General features: G+C 72.5%; 14 protein-coding genes. All 14 read right to left on the bottom strand.

The annotated features are described in order from the left end of the window. Nucleotides 1–13: 13 nt before the first annotated feature. The gene (locus ACI79T_RS17305; RefSeq protein WP_456611326.1) at nt 14–787 is read right to left on the bottom strand and encodes an SDR family NAD(P)-dependent oxidoreductase; all 774 of its coding nucleotides are present in this window, start codon (nt 785–787) and stop codon (nt 14–16) included. Further along, the gene (locus ACI79T_RS17300) at nt 784–2,013 is read right to left on the bottom strand and encodes a CaiB/BaiF CoA transferase family protein (RefSeq protein ID WP_456611325.1); all 1,230 of its coding nucleotides are present in this window, start codon (nt 2,011–2,013) and stop codon (nt 784–786) included. The genes ACI79T_RS17305 and ACI79T_RS17300 overlap by 4 nt, the downstream gene beginning before the upstream one ends. 47 nt (nt 2,014–2,060) lie before the next feature. Further along, nucleotides 2,061–3,527, bottom strand: coding sequence for an aldehyde dehydrogenase family protein (locus ACI79T_RS17295; protein WP_456611324.1), 1,467 nt, complete (start codon nt 3,525–3,527; stop codon nt 2,061–2,063). Between the two features lie 2 nt (nt 3,528–3,529). Next, nucleotides 3,530–4,057 carry a MaoC family dehydratase gene (locus ACI79T_RS17290; RefSeq protein WP_456611323.1) on the bottom strand — a complete coding sequence of 176 codons (528 nt, stop codon included), beginning with the start codon at nt 4,055–4,057 and terminating at the stop codon, nt 3,530–3,532. A 2-nt stretch (nt 4,058–4,059) separates the two neighbouring features. Further along, nucleotides 4,060–4,995: an HpcH/HpaI aldolase/citrate lyase family protein gene (locus ACI79T_RS17285; RefSeq protein WP_456611322.1), complete on the bottom strand. Its 936-nt coding sequence runs from the start codon at nt 4,993–4,995 to the stop codon at nt 4,060–4,062. 13 nt (nt 4,996–5,008) lie between these two features. Next, the gene (locus ACI79T_RS17280) at nt 5,009–6,175 is read right to left on the bottom strand and encodes an acyl-CoA dehydrogenase family protein (RefSeq protein ID WP_456611321.1); all 1,167 of its coding nucleotides are present in this window, start codon (nt 6,173–6,175) and stop codon (nt 5,009–5,011) included. A 10-nt stretch (nt 6,176–6,185) separates the two neighbouring features. After that, nucleotides 6,186–7,844, bottom strand: a complete 1,659-nt coding sequence (locus ACI79T_RS17275) for an AMP-binding protein (protein WP_456611320.1) — start codon at nt 7,842–7,844, stop codon at nt 6,186–6,188. Between the two features lie 81 nt (nt 7,845–7,925). After that, on the bottom strand, nt 7,926–8,642 hold the full coding sequence (locus tag ACI79T_RS17270; RefSeq protein ID WP_456611319.1) for an ABC transporter ATP-binding protein: 717 nt from the start codon (nt 8,640–8,642) through the stop codon (nt 7,926–7,928). After that, on the bottom strand, nt 8,626–9,438 hold the full coding sequence (locus ACI79T_RS17265) for an ABC transporter ATP-binding protein (protein ID WP_456611318.1): 813 nt from the start codon (nt 9,436–9,438) through the stop codon (nt 8,626–8,628). The genes ACI79T_RS17270 and ACI79T_RS17265 overlap by 17 nt, the downstream gene beginning before the upstream one ends. Next, nucleotides 9,435–10,373, bottom strand: a complete 939-nt coding sequence (locus ACI79T_RS17260; RefSeq protein WP_456611317.1) for a branched-chain amino acid ABC transporter permease — start codon at nt 10,371–10,373, stop codon at nt 9,435–9,437. The genes ACI79T_RS17265 and ACI79T_RS17260 overlap by 4 nt, the downstream gene beginning before the upstream one ends. Continuing rightward, complete coding sequence (locus tag ACI79T_RS17255; RefSeq protein ID WP_456611316.1) at nt 10,370–11,260, bottom strand: branched-chain amino acid ABC transporter permease; 891 nt, start codon at nt 11,258–11,260, stop codon at nt 10,370–10,372. The genes ACI79T_RS17260 and ACI79T_RS17255 overlap by 4 nt, the downstream gene beginning before the upstream one ends. A gap of 66 nt (nt 11,261–11,326) precedes the next feature. Further along, the gene (locus tag ACI79T_RS17250) at nt 11,327–12,538 is read right to left on the bottom strand and encodes an ABC transporter substrate-binding protein (protein WP_456611315.1); all 1,212 of its coding nucleotides are present in this window, start codon (nt 12,536–12,538) and stop codon (nt 11,327–11,329) included. Nucleotides 12,539–12,771: 233 nt separating this feature from the next. Beyond that, nucleotides 12,772–14,241, bottom strand: a complete 1,470-nt coding sequence (locus ACI79T_RS17245; RefSeq protein ID WP_456611314.1) for an aldehyde dehydrogenase — start codon at nt 14,239–14,241, stop codon at nt 12,772–12,774. Nucleotides 14,242–14,301: 60 nt separating this feature from the next. Then, nucleotides 14,302–14,751, bottom strand: a complete 450-nt coding sequence (locus tag ACI79T_RS17240) for a nuclear transport factor 2 family protein (protein ID WP_456611313.1) — start codon at nt 14,749–14,751, stop codon at nt 14,302–14,304. Nucleotides 14,752–14,760: the final 9 nt, after the last annotated feature.

The following is a 14,760-nucleotide window of genomic DNA, read 5'->3' as shown; positions in this document are numbered from 1 at the left end:
GGGATGTCTCCGATCAGGGCTGGCCACCGTCGACGGTGAGCACCGCGCCGGTGGTGAAGGAGGACCAGTCACTGGCCAGGTACAGCGCCGTCCCGACGATCTCGCCGGGCTGCCCGCCGCGCCCCAGCGCGAAGCCGGCCGCCCGCTTCGCGAAGGCGTCCATGTCCCAGGCGGCGCTGACGTCGGTGAGGAAGGTGCCGCACATGATGGCGTTGACCCGGACCGAGGGGCCGAAGGCGTGGGCCAGGCCACCCGTCACGGCGTTGAGCCCGGCCTTGGCCGCCGAGTAGGGCACGATGTCGGCCCGCGGCCGCACCGCACCGGTGCTGCTCACGTTGATGATCGAGCCGCCGTCGCCGGCCGCCATCCGGGTGCCGATCAGCGCGCCCAGCCGGAAGGGGCCCTTGAGGTTCACCCCGAGCACCTTGTCGAAGAGCGTCTCGGTGACGTCGGCGACGGTGTCGTAGCGCGGTGACATCCCGGCGTTGTTGACCAGGACGTCGACGTGCCCGAACTCGCCGTAGGCGGTCTCGACCAGCTCGTCCAGGGCGTCCCAGCGGCCGACGTGCGCGGCCACCGGCAGCGCCCGCCGACCGGTCCGCTCCCGCACCTCGGCCGCCGCCTTCTCGCAGCTGTCGAGGTCCCGGCTGGCGATGACCACGTCGGCGCCGGCCGCGGCCAGGCCCAGCACGATCTCCCGGCCCAGCCCCCGGCTGCCACCGGTCACCAGGGCGACCTTGCCGGTCAGGTCCACGGTGGGGCCCGGCCGGCCATCCGGTGCGCTCACGCCGCGGCCACCGGGGTCGGCCCCACCACGGCGGCCGAGCCGAGCGCGCCCAGCTCCTCGCGCGACAGCCCGAGCAGGTCGGTGAGCGCGGACTCGGTGTGCTCGCCGATCGTGGGGACACCGTCGTAGACCGGCCCGGCGTAGCTGCCCATGTGCAGCACCGGTCCGGGCACGAGCGCCTTGCCCAGCACCGTGCCGGCGAGGTCGACCAGGGTCCGCTCGCGGAAGTGGGGGTCCTCGACGATGTCCCGGGCGTCGTTGACCGGCGCCGCCACGACCTCGTGGGCGTCCAGGTCGGCCAGCACCTCCGAGCGGGGCCGCTGGGCGACCCAGGCCGTCACGATCTCCTGCATCTCGTCGTTGTTCGCCATGCGGGCGACGTTCGTGGCGAACTTCGGGTCGTCCCGCAGCTCCGGTCGCCCCATGGCCTCGAACAGCCGCAGCGCGATCGTCTGGTTCGACGCCGCGATCGACAGCCACTGGCCGTCGCCGGCCTGGTAGATGCCACGCGGCGACGCCGAGCCCGAGCCGTTGCCGACCCGCTGCTGGATGAAGCCGGTGGCCGTGTAGTTCACGATCAGGTCACCGAGGATGAACATCAGCGGCTCGTACAGAGCGACGTCGACGACGTCGCCGCGGCCGGTGCGGGTGCGGTTGAACAGCGCCGTCGTCGTACCGAACGCGGCCGACAGCCCCGCGATCGAGTCGGCGAAGCCGAACGGTGGCGAGGTGGGCGGCGAGTCCGGCCAGCCGTTGACGAACGCGTAGCCGCTGCCGGTCTCGGCCACGGTCCCGAAGCCGGGGCGCTCCCGGTAGGGGCCGGTCTGCCCGAAGCCGGAGACGCGGGTGAGCACCAGCCCCGGGTTGTCGGCCGAGAGCACGTCGTAGCCCAGACCCCAGTCCTCGAGCCGGCCGGGGCGGAACGACTCCACCACCACGTCCACGCGGCCGGCCAGCCGGCGGACCAGGTCACGGCCTTCCGTCCGGCGCAGATCGATGCCGATGGACTCCTTGCCCGAGTTCAGCCGGGCGAAGCCGATGGACAGGCCCTCGTGCTGCGGCGTCCACTGCCGGGCGAAGTCGCCCGAGGCGGGGTCCTCGACCTTGATCACGCGGGCACCGAAGTCGCGCAGCATCCGGCCGGCGGTGGGTGCGGCGTACATGGTGCCCAGTTCCAGGACCGTGACCCCCGCCAGCGGCGGGGCTCCCTGTGCGTTGCCGGTCATGGCTCCCCCTCGGGTGCTCGCGTCGTTCCGATGTCCGGCGGCCGGTGTCATGGCCGCCACTGCACGTGCTGCGGCTCGAGGTACTCGCGGATGCCCCACTCGCCGATCTCGCGGCCGACGCCGGAGAGCCCGAACCCGCCGAACGGCGCGTCGGGGCGCATGTTGCCGCCGCCGTTGACCCACACGGTCCCGGAGCGCAGCTGCGCCGCCAGCGCCCGGCCGTGCTCGACGTCGGGGGTGTAGATGTTGGCCGCCAGCCCGTAGGCGGTGTCGTTGGCCAGCCGGATCGCCTCCTCCTCCGTGGCGAAGGGCACGACCACGCCGACCGGTCCGAAGACCTCGTTCTGCACCAGCCGGTTGTCGTGCGGGAGGCCGGCGAAGACGACCGGGTTGACGAAGTAGCCCCGGTCGGGCACCGGCGTGTCCAGCGACAGCACGATCTCGCCGCCGTCGGCCAGGCCGTTGTCGATGAAGGACTGCACGCGGGCGCGGTGGTCCTCGCGGATCATCGGCCCGATGTTCACGCTCCGGTCCCACGGATCGCCCACCTTGAGGGCGGTGAACGCCTCCTTCGAGGCGCCGAGGAAGTCGTCGACGAGGCTCTCGTGCACCAGCATCCGGGCGAGCGCCGCGCAGCCCTGCCCGCCGTTGCGCGCCCACCGCAGGTGGATGTCCTTGGCCAGCGCGGCGGCATCGATGCCGGGCAGCAGGATGTTGGGCGACTTGCCGCCGAGCTCGAGGGTGACGCCCTTCAGCCCGCGGGCGGCCTGCTCCATGATCGCCGCGCCCACGGCGTCGGATCCGGTGAAGGAGACCCGGTCGACCCACGGGTGCGTGGTCAGGTGCTGGCCGACCGAGGGGCCGTCGCCGATGACCACGTTGATGACGCCGGCCGGGATGCCGGCCTCCTCGAACAGCTCGCCCATCCAGAGGGTGGTCAGCGGCGTCCGCGGAGAGGGCAGCAGCACCGTCGTGCAGCCGGCCGCCAGGGCGGCGCCGAACTTGAAGACGGCGAGATTGATCGGGTAGTTGTAGCCGGTGATGCAGGCGACCACGCCGGCCGGCCGGTAGGCGACCTCGGACCGGCTGAGGACCGGGTCGTGCCACTCCCCCAGCTGCACGGTGCGGTCCACCAGCGCGGCCTCGGCCTGCCAGCGCAGGTGCACGATGCCGAGCTTCACCTGCATGACCTCGGCGAAGGCCGCCGGGGTGCCGACCTCGTTGACGATCGAGGCGGTGAGCCGCTCGGTGTGCTTCTCGAACACGTCGGCCAGCCGGTGGATGGCGGCGCTGCGCTCCTGCGCGCTCGCCGCCGCCCAGGCCGGGAACGCGCGCCGGGCGGCGGCCACGGCCTGGTCGACCTGGTCGATGGTCGCGGTGGGCACGGTGGCGGTCACCTGCTCGGTGGCCGGGTTGACGGCCTCGATCGTCGCCCCCTCCCCCGCCACCAGGCGGCCGTCGATCAGCAGCTCACGGGTGGTAGGGACCCAGGTCCGCAGGTCGGTGTCGGTCATGCTCACTGCTCCTCGTTCGCGGCCGCGGGGGCCGGGGCGGCCGGCGCCTCACCGGTGATCACCGGATTGCTGCCGCCGTGCTCGGGCGACCTGGCCATCAGGCCCACGCGGGTGCAGACCATGATCAGCTCGTCGTGCTGGTTGTAGCCGCGGTGCTCGAACCAGACGATGCCGCTGTCCGTCCGGCTACGGCTCTCGCGCTTGTCCAAGATCGTGGTCTCGCCCCGCAGGGTGTCGCCGTGGAACACGGGGTTGGGGAACTTCACGGAGTCGTAGCCCAGGTTCCCCAGTGTGGTGCCGAAGGTCAGCTCCAGCACGTGGAAGCCGCCGACCAGCGCGAGGGTGAACAGGCTGTTGAACAGCGGTCGCCCGTGGATGGTGCCCTTGGCGAACTCGTGATCGAGGTGCAGCGGCTGGGTGTTCATCGTCAGCGACGTGAACAGCACGTTGTCGGACTCGGTGACGGTCCGGGTGAACGGGTGCTTGTAGACCCGCCCGACCTCGAACTCCTCGAAGTACAGTCCGCGCACGGTCAGCGCCCTCCCTCGGGTGCGTCGATGCCCAGGCCCGACCCCGCCGGGGGCCCGCCGGCTCCGGGGGTGGCGCGCGCGTGGTCCAGCCACTCCCGGGCGGTGTCGGCGTGCGCCTTGTCGATGTGCACGCCGCGGTAGCGGACGGCACCGTCCCCGGCCGCAGCGGCCTGCTCGTAGGCGGCGACCAGCCCCTCGTGGAACTCGACGTCGGCCGCGGACGGCGAGAACGCCTCGTTGACCGTGGCCACGTGCGACGGGTGGATCGCGATCATGCCGCGGAAGCCCAGCTGCCGGCCCTTCTCGGCGAACGCCTTCAGCCCCACGAGGTCGTCCAGCCGCTCCCAGAGCCCGGTCAGCGGGTGGATGCCGGCCTCGCGGCAGGCCAGCAGGATCCGGCTGCGCAGGTAGAGGGTCTCCTCCCCCTCCGGCGTCCACCGGTAGCCGACGGCGCGGGCGATGTCCGCGTGCTCGGCGGTCGGGCCGATCATCGCGCCGACCCGCGGCGAGGCCAGCGCGATCTCGCGGGCGTGCTGGATCGCGCCGATCATCTCGACCGGGACGATGTACTCCAGCCCGGAGACCCCGTTGCGCTCCTCGAAGTGGTCCAGCAGCGCGTCGTAGCGCAGCACGTCGGTGGCCGTGCTGATCTTGGGCGCGAAGATCCCCGTCAGCCCGGGGACGACGACGGCTTCCAGGTCGCCGCCGGTGAGCCGGGTGTCCAGCGGGTTGACCCGCACGAACAGCCCGACCCGGCTGTCCCGGGCACGGACGGCGGCGATCGACTCGGCCACGGTCTGCCGGGCGCCCGCCTTGAGGTCGGCGGGCACCGAGTCCTCCAGGTCGAGGACGATGCAGTCGGCGCCGGCGGCCAGCGCCTTGTCGATCCACGCGGGCTTGTGCCCGGGGACGAACAGGATCGAGCGGTACGGCACCATCGATGGTTCCCTCTCAGTAGCTGCGGGGCAGGCCCAGCACGTGCTCGGCGGTGTAGTTGAGGACCATCTCCTGGCTGATCGGCGCGATCCGCATGAGCCGCGCCTCGCGGAAGTACCGCTCGACGTGGAACTCCTTGCCGTAGCCGAACCCGCCGTGCACCTGCAGGGCGACGTCGGCGGCGTAGAAGCCGGCCTCGGCGCAGAGGAACTTGGCGGCGTTGGCCTCGCGGCCGCACGGCAGTCCCCGGTCGACCATCCAGGCCGCCTTCTGCACCACCTGCTCGGCGGCGTCGAGCCGGATCTGCGCCTCGGCCAGCTGGAAGGAGATGCCCTGGTTCTGCCCGATCGGCCGGCCGAACACCTCCCGCTGCTTGGCGTACTCGGTGCCTCGGCGCAGCGCTGCCTTGCCGATGCCCAGCGCGGCGTTGGCGCTGATCACCCGCTCGGCGTTTAGCCCGCCGAGGATGGTCCGGAAGCCGTGCCCCGGCTCGCCGACCACGTCCTCGTCGGCGACGAAGAGCTCGTCGATGAACAGCTCGTTGGTGTCGACGGCGTTGCGACCCATCTTGGGGATCGGCCGGATCTGCACCTTGTCCCGGTCGATCGGCGCGAACAGCAGGGTCATGCCGGCCGTCCGCTTGGCGCCGGGCTCGCGGGGGCTGGTGCGGCAGAGCAGCAGCATCCGCTGCGCCTCCTGCGCCTTGGTGATCCACACCTTCTGCCCGGACACCAGGTAGCCGCCGTCGACCTTGCGGGCGAAGGTGGAGATGTTGGTCGTGTCGGTGCCGGCGTCGGGTTCGGTCACGGCGAAGGAGACGTGCAGCTCGCCGCTGGCGGCCTGCGGCAGGAAGCGCCGCTTCAGCGACTCCGAGCCGTGCTCGATGATCGGGTGGTAGCCGAAGATGCCGATGTGGACCGCGCTGCAGCCCCCCATGCCGGCACCCGAGGCGGCGATCTCCTGCTCGACGATCGCGGCCTCGGTGACGCCGAGACCACCGCCGCCGTACTCCTCCGGGATGGTCAGCCCGAGCCAGCCGGCCTTCTGCACCGCCTCGTAGAACTCCCACGGGAACTCGTGCGAGGTGTCGTGCTCCATCCAGTACTCGTCCGGGAAGTCCCGGCACATCGCCCGGACGGCGTCGCGGATCTCCCGGTGGACCGGGTCCTCGGTGTAGTCCATGACGCCTCTCTCAGCGGGCGCCGGCAGCAGCCGCTGCGGCCAGGCGGTCGGCGGTGTCGGGGGTGATGCCGAGGTCGCGCAGCTGCGCCTTCTGCACCTTCTCGGAGGGGGTCTTGGGCAGCGCGTCCACGAGGCGGATGTAGCGCGGGATCGCGAAGCCGGGCACCCGGCCCTCGCACCAGTCCCAGAGCTCGCGGGCCTCGACCGGCGCCGACGCGACGACGTAGGCCATGACCTCGTCCTCGCCCGCCTCGGACTCCGCGGCGACGCCGATGACGGCGACCTCGAGGACCGCCGGGTGCGACAGCAGCCCCTGCTCGACCTCGTAGGAGCTGATGTTCTCGCCCCGGCGGCGCAGCGCGTCCTTGTACCGGTCGACGAAGTAGTACCAGCCCTCGGCGTCCCGGCGCAGCGCGTCGCCGGTGTGGAACCACAGGTTCCGCCACGCCTCGGCGGTCTTCTCCGGCATCCCGAAGTAGCCCATCGAGCAGGTCCACGGGTGCTTCGGGCGCACGACCAGCTCGCCGACCTCGCCGACCGGGACCTCGCGGTCGGTCTCCGGGTCCACCAGCCGGACGTCGAACCAGTCGGCGGCCTGCAGGCCGGCGGCGCCGGCGGGACGGTCCTCGCCGTAGGGCGAGAGGATCGGCGCGCTGGTCTCGGTGAGGCCGAAGACCTCGGTGAACGCCTCGATGCCGAACCGCGCCTTGAAGCCGGCGACGATCGAGCTCGCGGTGGGCGCCGCGAAGACGGTGCGCAGCACGTTGTCGGCGTCGTCCTGCCGGGCCGGCTGCTTCCAGACGAAGTCCATCATCACGCCGATGAGGTTGGTGGCGGTGACACCGGAGACCCGCAGGTGCTCGACCCAGCGGCTGGCGCTGAACTTCGGCCGGCAGACCAGGCGGGCGCCGGCGATCAGCGCCGGGTAGGCAGCCATGAACTGCGCGTTGCCGTGGAAGAGCGGGGTGCAGGTGAAGTAGACGTCGTCGGGGGTCAGCCGCTGCAGGCTGACGACCTCCTGGCCGAAGAAGTACATCTGCGCGTGCGGCATCGCGACGCCCTTGGACGGGCCGGTGGTGCCGGAGGTGAAGAAGATCGATGCCTGCGCGTGCGGTGGCGGGGTGCTGAACGCCGCGCCGGGGCGGGCACCGGCGGAGAGCTCCTCCCACGGGGCGGCGGCCCAGCCGGCCGCGCGCAGGACCTCGAGCGCCGCGTCCCGGTGGCCGGTGTCGACGACCCAGAACTTCTCGATGACCTTCGCGGCGCCGGCGACGGCGACGAACTTGGCCGCCTGCACGTCGTCGATGACGGCCCACCGCGGGCCGGCGACCACCATCTGGTGCTCGAGGAAGACGCCCTCGTAGGCGGTGTTGATCGGCACCTCGATGGTGCCCCCGACGCCGGTCCCGAGCCAGGTGCGCAGGAACTGCGATGAGTTCGCGGCCATGACCAGGACGCGGTCCCCCGGCGCGGCGCCGGCCTCGGCCAGCCGGTCGGCGACGGACTCGGCCTGGGTGAGGCACTCCGCGTAGGTGAGGGTCAGCTCCTCCTCCGGCAGGTCGAGGAAGACCGCGTCCGGGCGGTGGGCCGCGTGGTGCCGCAGCACCGTCGCGAGGGTCCAGTCAGCCTGGTCCGCGAAGGCCGGCACCAGGTCCGTGTAGGTCCGCATGTCTCCCCTGCCGAGGTGTCTCGTTCGGATGGACCAATATAATCATGATTAGGGTTCCTCGACCAGACCCGGGATGCGCCGTCAGTCCGCGAGCGCGGCCTCACCGAGGAAGGCCCGGAGCACCGACGCGTTGGACCGCGCCTCGTCCGCCGGCCCGCTGAACACGACCTCACCCCGGGCCATCGCGACCACGTCGTCGGCGACCTCGAGGCCCATCTCGGCGTTCTGCTCGACCAGCAGGACGGCGATGCCTGAGTCGGCGATCCCGCGCACCGCACCGAGCACCGACTCCACCAGCGCGGGCGCCAGCCCCATCGACGGCTCGTCGAGCATCATCACCCGGGGCGAGCTCATCAGCGCTCGGCCGAAGGCGAGCATCTGCTGCTCGCCACCGGAGAGCAGGCCGGCCGGCCCACCGCTGCGCTCCCGCAGGATCGGGAACATCTCGTAGACCTGCTCGAGCACCTCCGCGGCCTTCTCCCGCGAGGCCGTGTAGCCGCCGAGGACCAGGTTCTCCTCCACGCTGAGCGGCGCGAACACCCGCCGGCCCTCCGGGACGAGGACCATGCCCTCCCGCACGATCTTGTGCGGCGCGCGGCCGGTGACGTCCCGGCCGTCGAGGGTGACCCGGCCGGCGTGGACGGGCACCAGCCCGGCCGCCGCCCGGAGCGAGCTGGACTTGCCCGCCCCGTTGGCGCCGAGCACCAGGGTGACCCGGCCCGGCGCGGCCGAGAGGTCCACGCCCCGGACCGCCTCGGCGGTCGCGTACCGGACGTGCAGGTCAGCGATCTCCAGCACGGTTCCACCTCTTTCCCAGGTAGGCCTCCTGCACGGCGGGCTCGCGGACGACGTCGGCCGGTCGGCCCTCGGCGATCGGCAGCCCCTGGTTCATCGCGAGCAGGCGGTCGCAGGTGTCCACCATCATCTGGACGTCGTGCTCGACCAGGAGCTGGGTCAGCCCCTCGTCCCGCAGCCGGCGCAGCAGCTCGGCGACCTCGAGCCGCTCGGGCTGGTTCATGCCGGCCGTGGGCTCGTCGAGCATGAGCACCCGCGGCTGCGCCGCCAGCGCCCGCGCGATCTCCACGCGGCGGGCCATCCCGTAGGAGAGCTCGCCGGGGAACAGGCCGAGCAGGTCGCCCAGGCCCGTGCGCTCGACGGCCTCGGTGACCTGCGACGGCACGACGCGCCGCAGCAGGCCGCGCAGCTTCGTGCCGCGGTCGAGGTGCAGGTCCGCCCCCAGCTGGATGTTCTCCAGCACGGTCAGGTCGGGCAGCAGCCGGACCGTCTGGAAGGTGCGGGCGATGCCCTGCCGGGCCAGCCGCGACGGCGGCGAGCCGGTGTAGTCCCGCCCGTCGAGCAGCAGCCGGCCGCGGGTGAGGGGGGTCAGCCGGGTCACCGCCCCCAGCAGCGTGCTCTTGCCCGAGCCGTTCGGGCCCAGGATGCCGAGGATCTGGCCGCTGGTCAGGGTCATGTCCAGGCCGTCCACGGCCTTGATGCCGCCGTAGTGGACGGCGACGTCACGGGCCTCGAGCACGGCGGTGGTGGCCGGGTGCCCGGCGGCCGTGGCGCCCGCGTGCGGTCCGGTGGCGGTCATGGCCGGGCCTCCGTCGTCGTCAGGCCGGCGAGCGACCGGTCGTCCCCGGCCGGCGTCCCGAAGGCCCCGGCCGCCTCGGCCGGTGGCCGGCCGCGGGAGCGCAGCCGCCGCCAGCCGAGCTGGAGGAGCCCGAGCAGGCCGGTGGGCACGTAGACGGCGGCGATCGCGACCAGCAGGCCGTAGACCAGCAGCTGCCACTCGCCCACGAACGCCAGCACCGTGGGCAGCCAGGTGAAGATGACCGCGCCGATCGCGGCGCCGGCCCACGACAGCGTGCCGCCGACGATGATCATCGTGAGCGCCGTGACCACCAGGTGGAAGCCGACGGTCTCCGGGGACACCGTCGTCCGCAGCAGGCTGTTCATGCCCCCGGCCAGCGCGCCGAGCGCGCCGCTGACCACGAAGACGGTGCGCCGCGCGCGCACCACGTCGACGCCGAGGGAGACCGCCAGCTGCGGGTCCTCGCGCACGGCGTCGACGCGGCGGCCGAGGACACCCCGCTCGTTGGCCGCCAGGAGCAGGACCACCACGACGGTCACCGCGACCAGGTGCCCCGTCGTCACGGTGCTGAGCGCCCCGTACAGGCCGGTCGCGCCGCCGGTGAGGTCGCCGCCGTTGGTCGCCACCACGCCCAGGAAGAGCGCGAAGGAGATGGTGGCCATGCCGAGGTAGAGGCCCCCGAGCCGGGCGACGAGCAGTGCCAGCAGGTAGCCCACGACCGCGGCCAGGATGACCCCGGCGCCGATCGCGACGATCCCGGGCACCTGGTACCGGATGGTGATGATCGCCGCCGTGTAGGCGCCGATGGCGTAGCTGCCGATGCCGGCGAAGGAGAACACCCCGGCCCGCAGCGGCACCTGGATCGACAGCGCCAGCAGCAGGCTGATGAACATCGACTGGATGAGGATCTCGTGCGAGAGGTACCAACTGCTCATGTGCGCCGCACCTCCTGGCGGCCGAAGAGCCCACGCGGCCGGACCAGCAGCATGAAGAAGATGAGCCCGAAGGCGATGGCCGGCGCCCACGAGCCATCGGTGGCCACGAGCACGAACGTCTCGATCCCGGCCAGGACGAGGGCACCGACGACGACGCCGGCGATGCTCCCGACCCCGCCCAGGATGATCGCGGCGAACGCCTTGAGCAGGAACGCGTCACCGGTCTCCGGCGCGATCGAGCCGAGGTAGAAGGTGAGCAGGACGCCGGCCAGGCCGGCCAGCCCACCGGCGACGGCCATGGTGAGCAGCGCGAGCCGGCGCCGGTCGACGCCCATCATGCTCGCCACCTCGGAGTCGACGCCGATCGCGCGCAGCGCCAGCCCGGGCCGGGCCGCGTGCAGCCACCAGCCGATCAGCGCGGCGAGCCCGAAGGCCGCCACCAGGATCACCAGCTGGATGTTGGAGACGCGGACGAAGCCGAGGTCGTAGGTGGTGACCGAGAAGGTGCCGGCCGAGTAGCCGAAGGGCACGCTCTTGGTCAGGTGCTGGGCGATCGCCAGCGGGATGATCGCGATGCCGATACCGCCGACCAGGATCTGCAGCTCGGCCTTGCGGTGGTCGCTCGCCCGGCGCTGGATCGGCTCGAAGGCCAGCACCTGCAGCAGCACGGAGAGCGCCCCACCCACGAGCACGCCGATCAGGATCATCGCGGGGATCGGCAGCGCCACCTCGCGGACGATCAGGTGGGCGGTGAAGGCGGAGAACATGAAGATCGACCCGTGGGCGAAGTTCAGGATCCCGATGGTGCCCCACGCCAGGCTCATGCCCAGCGCGAAGAGCAGGTAGAGCGAGCCCAGGGTGAGGGCGTTCAGCACGTCCTGCGCCACGTCAGCTCCTTCCGGCCGGGCCGGTGCCGGCCGGGCGGACCCGACCGGCACCGGGAACCGACGTCATCAGTTGCCGCCGACCTCGAACGGGACCTCCTGCGCGCCGTCCCAGCGGACGAGCGTGCCCGGGACGCGGGCGTCGTTGCCGTCGAAGGTGATCGGGCCCTGGGCCCCGTCGAACCCCTCCTCGGCCAGCGCGGCCATCGCCTCCTGCACGGCCGCGCGGTCGGCGCTGCCGGCCTCGGCGATCGCGCGGGCGATGAACCACATCGCGTCGTAGGCCTCGGCGGAGTAGTTGGTCGGCGTCTCGCCGTACTCCGCCTCGAACGCCGTCACGAACTCCTGCGAGCTCTCGACGTCCTGCCCGGCGTTGAAGTTCGTCGGCCAGACCGCGCCCGCGGCGCCGTCACCGGCGGACCGGAGGTTGCCGGCGCCCATGGCGCTCATCCCGACGACCTCGCCGTCGAAGCCCGCCTGGCGCAGCTGGGTGATGGACACCGGGGCCTGCGGGCCCTGGACCATCAGGAACGCGGCATCGGGGTTCTCCCCGGCGATCTGCGAGGCGGGCGTGGTGAAGTCCTGCGCGGTGACCTCGACCCCGGCGGAGCTGACGATCTCGAACCCGTGCTGCTCGCCGAGCGCCGGCACGGTGTCCTCGCCCAGCTGGACCAGGGTCGGGTTGCCGGTGTTGATGAGCACCGACGCCGTCGCGACGCCCTGCTCCTCCAGGTAGTCCCCGACGATCTCGAAGTAGGACTCGGCGGGCGGGGTCATCCGGAAGGTGTAGTCACCGGTGAGCACGCCCTCGCTGCCGGCCTGCACGTACACCACCGGGATGCCGGCGCTCTGCGCGATCGGCGAGACCGCCGTGGCCTGCGCGCTCGCCTCCGGCCCCAGGATCGCCACGTACGAGCTGTCCGCCGCCGCCTGGCTGGCGAAGCTCGCGGCCTCCTGCGCGCTGGCGGCGCTGTCGCGGGTGTCCACCTCCAGCGTGGTGTCCCCGAGCAGGCCCTCGGCCTCGATCTCCGCGAGTGCCAGGTCGATGCCCTGCTGGGCGGCCAGGCCGGCGAAGGACACCGGGCCGGTCAGCGCCCGGATGTTCATGACCTGGACGGTCTCCGGCAGCCCCTCACCACCACCACCACCACCACCACCACCGCCGGAGGCTTCCGAACCGCCGCCCGCGGGCGAACTGCAGGCAGCCAGACCGACGGCCAGCAGCAGCGCACCGGCCCCGGTGAGGGCCTTGCGGCGGCCCGTTCCCACTCGGTCGCTCATGGAATCCTCCGAAGGCTTGTAATGATGTGCAGGTTTCGCAGGACAGTAACGGCCATCACATCGGCTGTCCAGGGTCGGGCGACGGATCGCATCCGGGTCGTGATCGAGGCCCGGTCGGGGCCGGCGAGCGAGGCGCGGACGACGGCACCGGCCCCCGGTGCACGCGGTCGGCCCCGGACACGACGCGGCTCCGGCCCCCGCCCGATCGGCGGGGACCGGAGCCGCGACCGAGGTCAGATGCCCTGGATCAGCTTGGTCTCGAGGAAGGCGCTGATGCCCTCGACGCCACCCTCACGTCCCAGCCCCGACTGCTTGAAGCCGCCGAACGGCTGCGTCACGCACATGCCCCAGTCGTTGACGTAGATCTGCCCGGTGCGCACCCGCCGCGCGACGGACTCACCCGCGGCCGGGTCGGCGGTGAAGACCGCACCGGACAGCCCGTACTGGCTGTCGTTGGCGATCCGCACGGCGTCGTCGACGGTGTCGTAGGGGATCACCACGATCACCGGCCCGAAGATCTCCTCCTGGGCGATCCGCATGGAGTTGTCGACGTCGGCGAACAGCGTGGGCTGCACGTACCAGCCCGTGTCGAGGCCCTCGGGGCGGCCGCCGCCGGTGACCAGACGGGCGCCCTCCTCGATGCCCGTGCTGATGTAGCCCTCGACCCGCTCGCGCTGACGCTCCGCGGCGAGCGGCCCGATCATCACGCCCTCCTCACGGGGGTCGCCGACCTTGATCGACTCCATGACCGCCCGGACGCCCTCGACCACCTCGTCCTGCCGGTCCCGGGGGACCACCAGCCGGGTCAGGGCGGCGCACACCTGGCCGGAGTTCCCGATGCCGGCGAACGTCACCGTCTGGGCCACCGACGCCATGTCGGCGTCGGGCAGCACGATCGCCGCGGACTTCCCACCGAGCTCCAGGGTGACCCGCGCGATGCGCTCGCCGCACAACTGCATCACCCGCCGTCCCGCCGCCGTGGAGCCGGTGAACGACACCTTGTCGACGTCGGGATGCCGGACGAGGTGCTCGCCGACCTCCCGACCACCGGGCAGGACGCTGATCACGCCGTCGGGCAGCCCCGCGGCCTCCAGCGCCTCCGCCAGGAGCAGCACCGAGACCGGGCCCTCCGGGGCGGGCTTCAGGACGACGGTGCAGCCGGCGGCCAGCGCGGGCGCGATCTTCAGCGACGCCGTGGCGACCGGACCGTTCCACGGGATGATGACCGCCGCGACGCCCACCGGCTCACGGACGAGCGTCGCCGTCCCGCCCCCGGGCAGGCCGCGCTGCTCCTCCAGGACGATGGTCCCCGCGAGCGTGGCGGCGTCGTCCCAGATGGCGGTGGCGTTGGCGTGGAAGGCCTGGCTGATGACCGCAGGGGCGCCGATCTCGGCGGTGAACGAGGCCTCCATCGCCGGGATCCGCTTGCCCACCTCCTCGGCGACGCGGCGCAGGGCGGCCGATCGCTCGGCCGGCGACATCCGCGGCCACGGCCCCTCGTCGAAGGCCTTCCTGGCCGCGGCCACCGCGGCGTCCATGTCGGCCGGGCTCGCCGCCGGCACGGAGGCGAGGACCTCCTCGGTGATCGGCGAGATCACCTCGATCCGCTCGTCGGTGGCCGGCTGCACCCAGTGCCCGCCGATGAAGAGCTGCTCGAACGAGCGGACCCCGCTGGCGGTGTGCTCCTGTACTGCGCTGCTCATGCTGCTCGTCCTCTCGTGTGCGTGGTCGCGGAAGGGGTGTTCGGGTGCCGGCCGATCGCGTCAGGCATCGAAGCCCTCCATCTCCGGCGGCGTCAGGGCGGAGATGCGCCGTGCGGCGATCCGCCAGCCGCCGGGGGTGCGCCGGTAGACGTCCTCGTTGAGCGCGATGGCGCGGAACGAGGCCCCGCTGCGGGTGTGCCCCTCGGAGAAGACGTAGTTCGTCCCGTGGGCGGTGCCGCCGTCCGCGTCGACGTCGACGACGTGGTTGGTGATGACGTGGAACTGGTCGGCGATCGCCGCCGCGTCGCGCTCGAAGAACGCGCGGATCGCGTCGCGACCCTCGAGCCGCTCGAGCCCGACCGGCGAGGCGTCCCACACCGCGTCGTCGGTGAAGGCCGACAGCGCCTCCTCCGGGTCGAACCGGTCCAGCCCCCGGGCGTAGAGGTGGGTGATCCGCTGGATCTCCAGCACGTCCGCGGTCACGGCCGGGGTGCCGGTGTCGATGGTCACGTCGACCCC

The organism is Blastococcus sp. SYSU DS0619 (genome assembly GCF_054051035.1).
The sequence above is the reverse complement of the archived record's forward strand: the minus strand, read 5'-3'. Positions and strand labels throughout refer to the sequence as shown.